Here is a 13,421-nt window from a genome sequence, read left to right as displayed (position 1 = left end):
GTTAACTGTTTTGGGGCTTGCTATGATCCATTAACCATAGGCCGCAGCGATCCATGAACCATCATCTATGAACCAGTAAAAACAACTTACAATCCGCTGAATTAAAATATGCAGTAAATTGCGTACTTTTGTGCACTTTTTTGCAGTAAGCCTGTAAGCCGCTCCCGAAACGTTAAATCTTTCATAAGCCGGTTCAATATCAAACAGTTTTAGCTGCATCATTATTTATAAAATATGTTAGATAAATTAGAGCTGATATACGAGCGCTGGAAAAATGTTGAAGGTGAGCTGAGCAGTCCTGACGCCATGCAGGACATGAAGCGTTTTGCCCAGTTAAACAAAGAATATAAAGACCTTGCCAAAATTGTTGATGAGTATTATATCTACCGCAACATTATGAGCAATATCGATACCAATAAAGAAATCCTGGCCACCGAAAAAGACGAGGAGTTTCGCGAGATGGCTAAAATGGAACTTGACGAACTACTTGCCCAGCAGGAAGTAAAAGAGGAGGAGATCCGTTTGATGCTCATCCCTAAAGATCCTGAGGATTCTAAAAATGCGATCGTCGAGATTCGTGGTGGTACAGGTGGTGACGAGGCTGCCCTTTTTGCCGGCGACCTTTACCGCATGTACATGCGGTACTGCGAAAAACGCGGCTGGCGTACCGAGCTGGTTGACTATACCGAAGGTACCAGTGGCGGCTATAAAGAGATTGTATTTAACGTAAACGCCGAAGACGCTTATGGAACGCTTAAATATGAATCGGGCGTACACCGTGTACAACGTGTACCTGATACCGAAACGCAAGGCCGTGTTCATACCTCAGCAGCATCTGTAGTAGTATTACCCGAGGTTGATGAGTTTGATATCGAGCTAAACGTAAGTGATATCCGTAAGGATCTGTTCTGTGCTTCAGGGCCGGGCGGTCAGTCGGTAAATACTACGTATTCTGCGGTAAGGTTAACCCACCTTCCTACTGGTATTGTTGCCCAGTGCCAGGATCAGAAATCGCAATTAAAAAACTACGATAAGGCTTTACAGGTATTACGTTCGAGGGTGTACGAGATGGAGTTGCAGAAACACCTGGAAGAAACCTCTAAAAAACGTAAAACCATGGTATCAACCGGCGACAGGTCGGCCAAGGTACGTACTTACAACTATCCGCAAGGACGTTTAACTGAGCACCGTATTGGCTTGACCATTTACAACCTGCCAGGCGTTCTTAATGGTGATTTACAGGAGATTCTTGAGTCGCTTCAGTTTGCTGAGAATGCTGAGAAGCTGAAAGAGGGTACAGTAGCGTAAGTATCCGTTAAATGATATAAAAAAGGGTCCCCAGCCGGAAGGTTGGGGACCCTTTTTGTTTAACCTCACCCAACCCTCTCCAGAGGAGAGGGCTTTAGAAGTTTTTAAGTCTCCCCTTTAGGGGAGATTTAGAGGGGTTAATTACAACTTAAACTTCTCCTTCAAAGCAGCCAGTTTCAAAGCCATATCGGTTTCATGCTCTTTTTCGGCTCTTTTATTAAAGTTCGGTTTGTTATTACCCTGCGGACGGCGGTCGTCGTTCCTGCGTTGATCCGGTGCGCTTTTGTCGTTCTCCTTCATGGATAGGGCAATACGCTTACGGTTCACATCTACCTCCGTAACTGTTACCTCAACCTTTTGGTGTACCTTCAATACCTCGTTAGGATCTTTAATGTAACGGTTAGTGATCTGGCTCAGGTGAACAAGGCCATCCTGGTGAACACCGATATCAACAAAAGCGCCGAAAGCAGTGATGTTGGTGACGATACCCGGTAGTTTCATGCCCACTTTCAGATCGCCAATGGCATTGATTCCATCGGTAAAGCTGAATGCCTCAAATTGCTCACGCGGGTCGCGGCCCGGTTTGGCAAGCTCGGCCATGATATCGTTCAAAGTTGGTAAGCCAACTGTTTCCGAAACATATTTTTGCAGCGGAATGCTTTTGCGCAGGGTTGGGTTGCCCATCAAATCCTTTACAGTACATTTCATGTCAGTCGCCATCTGTTCCAGTAAACCATAACGCTCCGGGTGAACGGCGCTGGTATCAAGCGGGTTCTCTGCATTGTGGATCCGAAGGAAGCCTGCTGCCTGCTCAAATGCCTTATCGCCCAAACGCGGAACTTTTTTCAACTGCTCACGGCGTTTAAAGGCTCCGTTTTGGTTACGGTACTCAACAATGTTTTGTGCCAGCTGCGGGCCAAGGCCTGATACATAAGCCAGGATCTGTTTTGAGGCTGTGTTAAGCTCAACACCTACCGCGTTCACTGCGCTGATCACAGTGTCATCTAAGGACGTCTGAAGCTTATTCTGATCAACGTCATGCTGGTACTGACCTACCCCAATTGATTTTGGGTCGATTTTTACCAATTCGGCCAGTGGGTCCATCAACCGGCGGCCGATAGATACGGCTCCCCTAACGGTAACATCATAGTCAGGAAATTCTTCCCTTGCTACTTCAGATGCTGAATAGATGGAAGCGCCGCTTTCATTTACCATTACAATGGTTGCACCTGCTAAATTCAGGTTGCGCACAAAAACCTCCGTTTCGCGGCCTGCGGTACCATTACCAATAGCGATAGCTTCGATATTATATTTCTGGAACAGGTGCTGTACCGTTTTTTCGGCTTCACGCGCCTGTCCTGCCCCTGTATGCGGGTAAATGGTAGTGTTTTCAAGGAGTTTGCCTTGTTCATCCAAACAAACCAGTTTACAGCCTGTACGGAAGCCGGGATCGAGGGCCATTGTTCTTTTCTGACCAAGCGGAGCAGCAAGTAGCAATTGACGGGCGTTTTCAGCAAACACACGGATAGCTTCTTCGTCGGCTTTCTTTTTGGTAAGCAGGCGTACTTCTGTTTCCATCGATGGTTTCAGCAAGCGTTTGTAGCCATCGGTTACCGCTAAGCGAACCTGTCCTGAAGCCCGGTTGTTGGCCTTGATAACCGAATTTTCCAGAATCTCCAGCGCATCATCTTCTTCAGGTTTAAGATCAAGCCACAGGATCTCTTCTTTTTCGCCGCGGCGCATAGCCAGTATGCGGTGAGATGGAGCTGTCTTAACCGGCTCTGTCCATTCAAAGTAGTCTTTATATTTAATGCCTGCCTCTTCTTTACCTTCAACTACGCGCGATGCGAAAGTGCCTTTCTCTACAAAGAGCTCACGGATCTTAGTGCGCACTTCGGCATTCTCTGCAACGGTTTCGGCGATGATATCCCTTGCACCGGCCAGGGCTTCCTCAACACTGGCAACGCCTTTTTCATCGCTGATGTATTCGGCTGCGATCAGTTCCGGGTCGATATTGTTTTGTTCCAATAAAACGTCGGCCAGTGGCTGAAGGCCTTTTTCGCGGGCCGCTGTAGCGCGGGTTTTGCGCTTAGGACGATAAGGAAGATAAATATCTTCCAAAGTAACCATGGTTTCGGCTTCGTTGATCTGCTTTTCCAGTTCGGGCGTTAACTTGCCCAGGTCTGTAAGCGATTTCAGGATAGCCTCCCGGCGTTTATCTAACTCGCGTAGTTGTTGTACACGATCGCGGATGGCGGCTACCTGCACCTCATCCAAACTGCCGGTAAGCTCTTTACGGTAACGGGAAATGAATGGAACTGTGGCTCCTTCATCAAGCAGGCCTACCGTAGCGGTAACCTGTTTTTCGGCTACAGAAAGCTCTGCAGCTATTATTTTATAATGAATACTCATAATCAAAATTCGGACTGCGAAGTTGGGGGAATAGGCTTACAATTCAAAAAAAGATTGTTAACAATGGGTTGAAAGATTTTTTGTCTGGCTGATATTTGTCTGAACTCGAATTTTTGGAATTAAAGAATTAACAGAATGCTATGTAAATTTGATAAATTCTTAAAATTCGTTTAATTCGAGTTCAGACAAGTGCATAATTTATGGCAATCCTCAAATCCTATAAATCAAGGTTCAAACTTTCAAATCAACCAGCTTCTCAGCCATAACCTCGCTGATCTTCCGATACGAATCAAATGTCCAGCCGGCAACGTGTGGGCTTAAGAGCACTTTACCGCTTTGTCTTAACTCTTCAAACCACGGCTGCTCGGCAAGGGCAGGGAACTTTTCAACCTCCAATACATCTAAACCAGCACCCAATATCTTGCCTTCGCGGATTGCGTTAAGCACGGCACTCACCTTGGCGGTTTTGCCACGGGATGTGTTCAGGAAAAATATAGGCTTTTTGAAGTGGAACAGGTACTCATCGTCAACCAGTCCGTTGGTTTCGGTAGTTAGCGGGATATGGAGACTAAGAACATCGCTGTGTTTTACAATTTCTTCCATACTTACTTCGCGGGCATATTTATCGCTGAAACCCGTTTTATACTTATCATAAGCAATAACATTTACCTGGAAACCGGATAGTTTACGGGCAAAACTGCTGCCCATATGACCATAGCCTATAATACCTACTGTTTTGCCTTTAAGCTCGTAACCCCGGTTAGCCTCACGCTGCCATTTGCCGTCGCGTATTTCAGCATCGCCACGATTTAAATTATTCATTAATGACAACAGCAAGCCGATAGCGTGTTCACCCACGGCATCTGAATTACCTTCGGGAGCATTAATGAGGTTTATTCCTTTTTGAGCAGCATAATCTTCATCAATATTATCCATACCCGCGCCGGCGCGGGCTATAAACTGCAGGTTGGTGGCTGCGTCAAGTACGGCTTTATCCACCCTGAATTTTGAGCGGATCACCAGGCCGGCATAGTCGCCTATGATCTGCATAGCTTCGTCAAGCTTAATCAGCGGACGGTAATCGCAGGTGTAACCTTTAGCTTCGGCCTGCTCCATAAATATGGCATGCACATCATCAACAATAAGAATATTATTTTTCAACGTTGTATCAATTTTTTATAAGAGGCCAAATTTACAAAATGCAAGGGTATTAGCCGACAGGGTTTTATAACAAGGAAGTGATTTTTAAGAATATGACACTTATCCCTCGAATTAAATCGAATTACACGAATTTTATTTTCAATGTAAGATATCTAAGTATGCAAATTCAGCTCATGGTCGGTGTTGTTATTATAAGTGTCCGGAAGATGCAAACCAGTTGAAAATGGTGCATTATCCACCAGGGAGCCCTGGAAAAAACCGTAATGACGTAAAAAAATATGTTTTAGAGATAGTGCGCTGGGTTGCGTTAGGGATGGGAGCGGATACCGGCCTGTGGCTAAGGCCCGCGTAGTATGAGCGTACAGCCCGGGCCGCAGGCAACGCCCATGTTATAAAATCGATCAAAAAAACAATCCTAATAATCAATAACTTACAGTCGCGTCATTATAAGGAGCTTGTGCGGGGCTACGCATGGCGCGACGTGGCAATCTCGTCGGTATGCATAAACGACAAGCTTGTTCGACAGGCATTTGCTACGAGGTTGCCACGCTGCGCTCGCAATGACATACGTTTTTAAGAGATATTTTTATCTTTCGAACAATTGTAGTGACTTCTAACACCCATTCGTGAAATTCGATAAAATTCTTCTCAGCCTGTAAAATATTCGTGTATAAATAAAAATGCCCGGCATCTTTCAATACCGGGCGTTGAATGTTATCTAAAACCTACTTAGTTAGCCGGCTGTGAGCCAACACTTGTAAACTTGTTATCAAGACTGATATAGTCGGTCATGATTTGGCCGGCTTCGCGTTTTACGAAGTCAAGGTCTTCGTTTTTAGGTTTGGTTTGTCCTTTTTTAAGGGCTGGTAAACCTAATGCTACGCGGCGCAGGTTGTTGCGTTCAAATGCTTTTGCTTCATCATCGTCGCGTTGTTTTTTCAAGTCAGATTCTTTTAGCGATACGCTGTCATCAGCATCATGTTTTTTGAAATCGGCGATGTCTTCAAGCAGGTATTTATAGCTGTCGCTGCCAGCCATACGTTGGTCGTGCAGCTTTTTAAGCTGTGGCAATACGCCGGTGAAATCGCCTGTTTTGGTATAATCTGTTTTGGCAATGATGTCAAAAGGCATTGCAGATGGCTCAGTATCTTCACCATATTTATCCAACGGAATAACTGATGGGAATGAAATATCAGGTGTTACGCCTTTATGCTGAGTTGAATTACCGCTGATGCGATAGAATTTAGCTATGGTAAGGTTAAGCTGGCCATAAGTGCTTTGACTGCCGGTAGACGTTGTTTTTTTACCACCGCCAACTACGCCAGCAATTTTATCACGGAGAGAAGAACCGATCACCCTGTCAAGGTCGATGGCGCTTTGTACCGAACCCTTACCATAAGTTTGAGTACCCAATATCAATCCGCGACCGTAATCCTGTATTGCGCCTGAGAAGATTTCAGAGGCTGAAGCACTGAAACGATCAACCAATACAGCCATCGGGCCGCTGTAAGTGATATCCGGATCTTCGTCTTTATCAATTTCAACCTGGTCTTTGGTATCGCGTACCTGTACTACCGGTCCGGTTTTAATGAACAGGCCGGTAAGCTCAATGGCTTCCATCAGTGAACCGCCGCCGTTTTCACGCAGGTCGATCACAAGGCCGTCTACATTTTCTTTCTTTAATGAGTCAAGGATCGCCTTAACGTCATGGGTGGTGCTTTTGTAGTTAGGGTTACCTGCTTTATAATCGTTAAAGTCAATGTAGAATGCCGGGATAGATATCACACCTATCCTAACCGTTTTACCATTGCTGTTGTAAGTGCGGATCTCTTTTTTGGCCGATTGATCTTTCAGGATGATCTTTTCGCGAACCATTTCAACCACTTTGGGTTTAGCAGATGCGTTTACACCCGCAGGCAATATTTCAAGCCTAACGGTGGTGCCTTTAGTACCACGGATGATGGCGATGGCATTATCCACGCGCCAGCCTACCACGTTCTGAAATTCGCCGGTTTTGCCTTGTGCCACGGCAACAATACGGTCATCAACACTTATCTGGTGGCTTTTATCGGCCGGGCCGCCTGCTACGATAGTTTTGATAGTTACATACTCGTTTTCTACCTGGAGTGAAGCCCCTATCCCTTCAACCTGGCGCGACATTTCAATGTTGAAATTGGCAGCGTTTGACGGATTAAAGTAGTTGGTATGCGGATCGATAGCCTCGGTAAAGGCATCCATAAAGTATTGGAAAACGTCCTGATTCGATAGCTTGTTGGTTTGGGTCAACAGGTTTTCATAACGTTTTTTAAGTGTCTCCTTGTTTTTGGCCATATCTGCATTGGCCAGTTTCAGGTTTAGCAGGTCATACTTAACACGCTTGGTCCACATAGCATCCATATCGCTTTGCGAAGCAATCCATGGCAGTTTGTCACGATCATAAACAAAGGTTTCGGTTTTGTTAAAATCGAAGTTTTTGCTGATCTGTTCAATTGAATATTTTACGTGCTCGATATACCTTTTTTGAAAAACGTTGAAGATGTAAAAAGCATCGGTCAGGTTGCCCGCTTTAATATCATCATCAAGTACGGTTTTATATTTTTCAAAATCCTTGATATCTGAAGCTAAAAAATAGCTGTGGTTTTCGTCAAGTGATTTGATATAACGATCAAAAATTATAGCTGATACCGAATCGTTCAGCGGGACTTTTTTATAGTTATAGTTGGAAATTAATGATGCTACCTGCTTACAAACAACGCTTTGCTGTTCATCGGGCTGTAAATCATTTGAACCTGCTACTTTAACAGGTTTGGATGGCGATGCTTTACAGGCGAGGGCTGCGCCCAGCACCAATAACAAATATACTTTCTTAAACATATCTTTTACTGTAGTTAAATCGGGGTTGGTGTAAAACATCAATACTTGTGCCTATTATTAATTTGCTAATGTAAAATAAAAAAGAGACAGTCAAAATGCTGTCTCTTAATTACTAAGAACAATAATACGATTATGTTTTACTAATAGTATGCGAGCTGCACCATTTTACGCTTTTGTTACAAAAAAATACTATTTATTAGCCGGTTTGGTAATTGTACCGGCATCGGCAGTTTCTGCAAAGCGGGTTTCGCTGTGTGGCGTTTTAAATTTATTGTCCTGTAAATAGCGCGTTTTCTTCTCTACTGTAGCCAGGTCATATGTTAAACCGCGTGAAATAGCTAACTGGCGGGCTTCGGCCAAATCCTGTTTTGCCTGTGCGTAATCGCCGTAATCGGCTTTTACGGTGGCCAGATCAAGCAGGTTGGCTATGGTGTGCCTGTCATCATTTTGCTGGCGCGATATGGTAATGCTTTGCAGCAGGAACCATTTGGCTTCGGCCAGACGGTTTTGCTTCATATACATCTGGGCCAGGTCGCTAAAGTTATAGCTTGCAGCATTGTATACATGGAAACGCATATTATGCTGCGCGGTTCTCATCACCGATTCCTCGATCATTGCCATTACATAAGGTGTATGCTCAATAATAGTTGGCGGGATTTTTACTTTAGCTACTGTAGGGGGCGGCAACCTTTTAATGGAATGATTTTGCGCATATGCCATTTGCGGAGACCTGGTGCGCTTATTGAACGGTTTGTAATACCATTGCGCTGATGCATTGAACCCAACAGAGCATAAAATAATAAGTAGGAAATATCTCATCTAATCTTTTTTCCTGGGTTTAAACTGTGTAATTTTAAATTAATCAGCTTAACAAATGTAATTATTTGTTAACGGGAAAACAATACCTATAAAAGGCAGCAAACACATAAACGCTTAAATGCCACTGTTATTTTACAAATATTGAATTTATACCTTTCTACGGAAAAAATAAATTTAGGTTTTAGTTAAAAACTTCGATGTCGCCATCGTGGAGGGCCCAAACCATGTATGGATGTGTATCTGAGTGATAGATCTGCCCGTCGGTAGTAATGCCTATAACACCTGCAAAGCCATCGTAAGGCTTCATTTCGTCAAGGGTTTTTTCGGTAGCGGCCATGAGGGTCATGCCATCGGTTACGCGTGTAACAATTTTAACAGCTACCGAGCCGCTTACAATATCTTCGCCTACGCCGGTACATGAAACGCCGGCAAAGCTGTTAGCGTAATTGCCAGCTGTAGTGGCCGAATCACTAACACGGCCAGGAATTTCAAAGCCCTTGCCCCCGGTACTGGTAGCAGCAGCCAGATTGCCATGTACATCAAGCGCAACGCAGCCTACGGTGCCGAGCCTGATAGAATCGCTTAGTTTTTGCTCGTACTCATGACGGCGCTGCGGAATTTCAGGATTGTAGTATTTGTGGCCGTTTTCTATAGCGAAATCGCACGCTCCCTTGCCGCTTAAAACACGATCATCATAGGCCTGAAGTTTTTCGGCTACGCAGATAGGGTTTTTAACATCTTCAATGTTGATAACGCCCGAAAAGCGCTGGGTTTTGCCATCCATGAGCGATGCGCTGAGGCGGATTTTACCATCGCTCTGAATTTGCGATCCGGTACCGGCATTAAAAAGCTCGCAATCTTCAAGCAGCCGTACAGTATATACTACAGTTTCTGCCGCGGTATGATGTTGCAGGTGGTTATATCCTAACTGTACTATGCCATTCAGGGCTTCCTGTTTGGCCAGCTTTACTTCCTGGTTGGTAAGCGATTCGCTAAAAAAACCGCCATGAATAATTATTTTCATAATTATAAATTAAGTAGATGTACCTGCATAAATAAGGCCAGGGTATTTATAAGAACTATATGCAGTTTAAATTATTGTAGAAGTTTGCTGCCTGGCGCATTTATAAAAACGCCTTCTTCAACCTTCATACTCTTTTTTATGATTAAACGGTGCTGCACCAAATCGTACTTATCAAATATCGACATGACGTGTACCCTTAAATTTTCGATAGAGATTGGCGAACCAAGTTCCACATCATAAATATTAGTTGATACGATGTTGCGTCCGTCAACCAAAATAATCAGGCCCGAGCCTATCGCTTCCATCATATAGCCCTCGGTAATGAGCAGGCCTGTATCTTCGCCTAATCCTATCCCCAAAATGCCCGGGTTGGTTGCCACTGCATACATTAACCTGCCAATGCGGCCGCGCTGTACAAAGTGGGTATCAACAATAACCGAGTCGATAAAGCCAAGACCGGCGGTTATTTGCACCTCGCCTTTAACCAGGGCTTCGTTACTTTGCCCGCGGTAAATCATGTGTGTTGAAGCTGCCGCAGCCCCAGCCGAAGTCCCTGCTATTACAAAGTTTTCTTTCTGATAACGTTGTTTCAGGATTTGTAAAAACTCGGTGCCACCAAAAATGGCCGTAAGCCTAAGCTGGTCGCCCCCGCTAAACATCACCACATCGGCTTTACGTATCCTGTCGAGATAAACTTTATTGCTTGCATCTTCACGGCTCTTGATGTGCAGCACATCAACATTGGTAACGTTAAGCTGGCCGAAAGCCTTGATATATTCCGCACCAACAAGCTCGGGGATCTGTGATGCCGTAGTAATTACCTCAATTTTTGAGCCCTCGTGCTTCGCAGATTCGTTAATTATGCGCCTTAATATGCCTTGTTCAAAAAATTTGATATAATCGGGCTGCAAAATATGCTCCTGGAGGGTAACATTACTACCCATATCAACCGCGCCGCCTATAATTATTAGCTTACCTTTCGGGACAATCATGATTATTTCACACTATCTTAATACAACTATATACAAATTACGATAAAAACATGCACAAACACAGGAACTAATAATAAATAATGGCTTTTTGCCATCAAAAATTTTATTCCCGTGTTATGTTTTATAGTTTTAAGGGGAAATTAGGCTGAAAAAAAAATAGCATTCTACATAATGAAGATCGAGAATATCCAGGTACTACGCGGACCCAACATTTGGAGCATCAGGCGCAAAAAATTAATACAAATGCGGCTTGACCTGCAGGAGATGGAGCACCGCCCCTCTAACGAAATTGATGGTTTTTATGAACGGCTTGAAAAGCTGCTGCCATCGTTATACAGCCACCGCTGCTCGCCAGGCGTACCCGGTGGATTTTTTCAACGGGTAATAGCAGGTACCTGGATGGGCCACGTTATTGAGCATATAGCGCTTGAGATCCAAACGCTTGCCGGTATGGATACCGGCTTTGGCCGTACCCGCGAAACCAAAACTAAAGGTGTATACAACGTAGTTTTTGCTTACCTGGAAGAAAAAGTTGGCGTTTTTGCTGCCGAATCAGCCGTGCGCATTACCGAAGCGCTTATCAAAGGCGAAGATTACAACCTGGATGCAGATATTCAGCAAATGCGCGAGATCAGGGAAAACACCCGTTTGGGGCCAAGCACCGGATCAATTGTGGAAGAAGCTATTGCAAGGGATATCCCATGGATCAGACTCAATAATCAGTCGTTAGTGCAGTTGGGCTATGGTAAAAACCAGGTACGTTTCCGCGCTACCATGACCGAAAAAACCAGCAGTATTGCCGTTGATATAGCCAGCAACAAGGAAGAAACCAAGCGCCTGTTACAGGAGCAGGCTATTCCCGTGGCCAAAGGCGTAACCATATCGTCGGCATCGGCTGTGCCGGATGCTATCCGTAAGGTGGGTTTCCCGCTGGTATTTAAGCCGCTTGATGGTAACCATGGTCGCGGTATTTCTATCAATATCAAGACAGAAGAAGAAGCGATTGAAGCCTATGAGCACGCTGCAAAAATCTCGCGCCGTGTCATTGTGGAACGATATGTTACCGGCTTTGATTTCAGGGTGCTGGTTATCGATAATAAAATGGTTGCAGCGGCCTTACGTAAACCAGCTAATGTTACCGGCGATGGTAAGCTGAATATCCAGGAGTTGATTGACCAGGAAAACACCGACCCGCGCCGTGGTTATGGGCATGAAAATGTACTTACCGAAATAACGGTAGACCGGGATACACTCGACCTGCTGGCCAAAAAGGGCTACACGCTTGAAACCATTCCGGAAAAGGATGAGGTTGTTTACGTTAAGTCGACCGCTAACCTGAGCACCGGTGGTACATCTGTTGATGTTACCGACCATGTGCACCCGCAAAACATCTTTATTTGCGAGCGGATCTCTAAAATCATTGGTCTGGATATTTGCGGCATCGATATTATGGCGCAAAACCTTACCGAGCCGCTAACCGATACCGGTGGTGTGATCCTTGAGGTTAACGCAGCACCAGGCTTCAGGATGCACATTGCACCAAGCGAAGGCCTGCCGCGCAACGTAGCCGGGCATGTAATTGATATGCTTTACCCGGCCGGTAAATCGGCCCGCATCCCTATCATCGCTATTACAGGTACCAACGGCAAAACCACTACCACCCGTTTGATAGCGCACATTGTAAAAAACAACGGGCATAGGGTGGGTTTTACTACATCTGACGGCATTTACGTTCAAAACAACATGATGCTGAAGGGCGATACCACAGGCCCGGTAAGCTCTGAGTTTATATTGAAAGACCCAACGGTTGATTTCGCGGTACTGGAAACTGCACGCGGCGGTATCCTGCGCTCGGGCTTAGGTTTTGGCTTTTGCGATATTGGGGTTATTACAAACATCCAGGAAGATCACCTTGGCTTGTCGGATATTCATTCGCTTGAAGACCTTTCAAGGGTGAAAAGCGTAGTGTTAAATTCGGTTAAAAAGGATGGCTGGGGCGTTTTAAATGCCGATAATGAATATTGCGTACGCATTGGCAAAAAAGCCGAATGTAACATCGCTTATTTCAGTCGTAACGAAAACAACCCGATCATCAAATCGCATTGCAAAAAAGGAGGCATTGCCGCTATCTGCGAAAATGGCTTCATCACCATTTTAAAAGGCGACTGGAAGATCCGCGTTCAGCGTACCATCCTGATCCCGCTTACGTTTGGCGGTACTGTGCCGTTCATGATCGAGAACGTGCTGGCTGCAACGCTGGCTACTTTTTTATGGGGATTTAAAACGGAAGATATCAAGATCTCGCTTGAAACATTCATTCCATCGGCATCACAAACGCCTGGCCGTATGAATATTTTCGAGTTTAAAGATTTCCGTTTCATGATTGATTTTGCCCATAACCCTGATGGTTATACCGGCATCAAGGAGTTTTTAAGGCATATCGATTCGCCGCTTAAAATTGGTATCATAGCCGGTACCGGCGACAGGCGTGATGATGACATCCGCGAGTTAGGAAAACTATCGGCCGAAATGTTTGATTACATTATCCTACGCCAGGAGAAACACCTGCGTGGCCGTACCGCCGAAAATATCATTGGTTTACTCAAAGAGGGAATTGAATCAGTTGATCCTGACAAACAGGTTGAAGTTGTACCTAAAGAAGTTGATGCTATTAAACACGCCATGAGCCTTGCCCGCCCCGGAACATTCATTACCGCCCTTAGCGATGTGGTTGATAATGCCATTGAAACGGTGCAGGATTACCAGGAACAGGAACGTAACGGTTTGTTTAATGTTTAAGGACATTTTTTTCGAATAGATTTTAAACAAAC

9 protein-coding genes are annotated in these 13,421 nt (G+C 44.8%); 2 read left to right on the top strand and 7 right to left on the bottom strand.

Annotation, left to right across the window (positions count from 1 at the left end; translation table 11 throughout):
• Positions 1 to 30 precede the first annotated feature (30 nt).
• On the bottom strand, positions 31 to 222 hold the full coding sequence (locus AC59JO_RS27215; protein ID WP_413670250.1) for a hypothetical protein: 192 nt from the start codon (positions 220 to 222) through the stop codon (positions 31 to 33).
• Positions 223 to 234: 12 nt separating this feature from the next.
• On the opposite strand from AC59JO_RS27215, the gene prfA reads away from it, so the two are divergent.
• Positions 235 to 1,308 carry a peptide chain release factor 1 gene (gene prfA / locus AC59JO_RS27210; RefSeq protein WP_413670249.1) on the top strand — a complete coding sequence of 358 codons (1,074 nt, stop codon included), beginning with the start codon at positions 235 to 237 and terminating at the stop codon, positions 1,306 to 1,308.
• A 141-nt stretch (positions 1,309 to 1,449) separates the two neighbouring features.
• Here prfA and AC59JO_RS27205 read toward each other — a convergent pair whose 3' ends face one another.
• From AC59JO_RS27205 to AC59JO_RS27180, 6 genes are all read right to left on the bottom strand, one after another.
• A complete protein-coding gene (locus AC59JO_RS27205) occupies positions 1,450 to 3,720 on the bottom strand; it encodes a Tex family protein (protein WP_497309424.1) in 2,271 nt (756 codons plus the stop codon).
• Between the two features lie 231 nt (positions 3,721 to 3,951).
• Positions 3,952 to 4,881: an NAD(P)-dependent oxidoreductase gene (locus AC59JO_RS27200; RefSeq protein WP_413670247.1), complete on the bottom strand. Its 930-nt coding sequence runs from the start codon at positions 4,879 to 4,881 to the stop codon at positions 3,952 to 3,954.
• 729 nt (positions 4,882 to 5,610) lie between these two features.
• On the bottom strand, positions 5,611 to 7,755 hold the full coding sequence (locus tag AC59JO_RS27195) for a carboxy terminal-processing peptidase (protein ID WP_413670246.1): 2,145 nt from the start codon (positions 7,753 to 7,755) through the stop codon (positions 5,611 to 5,613).
• Between the two features lie 189 nt (positions 7,756 to 7,944).
• Positions 7,945 to 8,574, bottom strand: a complete 630-nt coding sequence (locus tag AC59JO_RS27190) for a tetratricopeptide repeat protein (RefSeq protein ID WP_497309421.1) — start codon at positions 8,572 to 8,574, stop codon at positions 7,945 to 7,947.
• Positions 8,575 to 8,755: 181 nt separating this feature from the next.
• Positions 8,756 to 9,598 carry an isoaspartyl peptidase/L-asparaginase gene (locus AC59JO_RS27185; RefSeq protein WP_413670244.1) on the bottom strand — a complete coding sequence of 281 codons (843 nt, stop codon included), beginning with the start codon at positions 9,596 to 9,598 and terminating at the stop codon, positions 8,756 to 8,758.
• Between the two features lie 71 nt (positions 9,599 to 9,669).
• A complete protein-coding gene (locus tag AC59JO_RS27180; protein WP_497309419.1) occupies positions 9,670 to 10,590 on the bottom strand; it encodes a cyanophycinase in 921 nt (306 codons plus the stop codon).
• A 171-nt stretch (positions 10,591 to 10,761) separates the two neighbouring features.
• Here AC59JO_RS27180 and cphA point away from each other — a divergent pair, with 171 nt between their 5' ends.
• Positions 10,762 to 13,389 (top strand): cyanophycin synthetase, encoded by a 2,628-nt coding sequence (cphA, locus tag AC59JO_RS27175; RefSeq protein WP_497309417.1) that lies wholly within the window; start codon positions 10,762 to 10,764, stop codon positions 13,387 to 13,389.
• The last annotated feature ends 32 nt before the right edge of the window (positions 13,390 to 13,421 follow it).

Source organism: Mucilaginibacter sp. A5337 (genome assembly GCF_059690695.1).
The sequence above is the reverse complement of the archived record's forward strand: the minus strand, read 5'-3'. Positions and strand labels throughout refer to the sequence as shown.

What these genes read in the sequence shown, in the direction of transcription:
- prfA (WP_413670249.1), top strand. Translation starts at nt 235, where the DNA reads ATGTTAGATAAATTAGAGCTGATATACGAGCGCTGGAAAAATGTTGAA.
- AC59JO_RS27180 (WP_497309419.1), bottom strand. Translation starts at nt 10,590, where the DNA reads ATGATTGTCCCGAAAGGTAAGCTAATAATTATAGGCGGCGCGGTTGAT.
- AC59JO_RS27205 (WP_497309424.1), bottom strand. Translation starts at nt 3,720, where the DNA reads ATGAGTATTCATTATAAAATAATAGCTGCAGAGCTTTCTGTAGCCGAA.
- AC59JO_RS27190 (WP_497309421.1), bottom strand. Translation starts at nt 8,574, where the DNA reads ATGAGATATTTCCTACTTATTATTTTATGCTCTGTTGGGTTCAATGCA.
- cphA (WP_497309417.1), top strand. Translation starts at nt 10,762, where the DNA reads ATGAAGATCGAGAATATCCAGGTACTACGCGGACCCAACATTTGGAGC.
- AC59JO_RS27215 (WP_413670250.1), bottom strand. Translation starts at nt 222, where the DNA reads ATGATGCAGCTAAAACTGTTTGATATTGAACCGGCTTATGAAAGATTT.
- AC59JO_RS27185 (WP_413670244.1), bottom strand. Translation starts at nt 9,598, where the DNA reads ATGAAAATAATTATTCATGGCGGTTTTTTTAGCGAATCGCTTACCAAC.
- AC59JO_RS27195 (WP_413670246.1), bottom strand. Translation starts at nt 7,755, where the DNA reads ATGTTTAAGAAAGTATATTTGTTATTGGTGCTGGGCGCAGCCCTCGCC.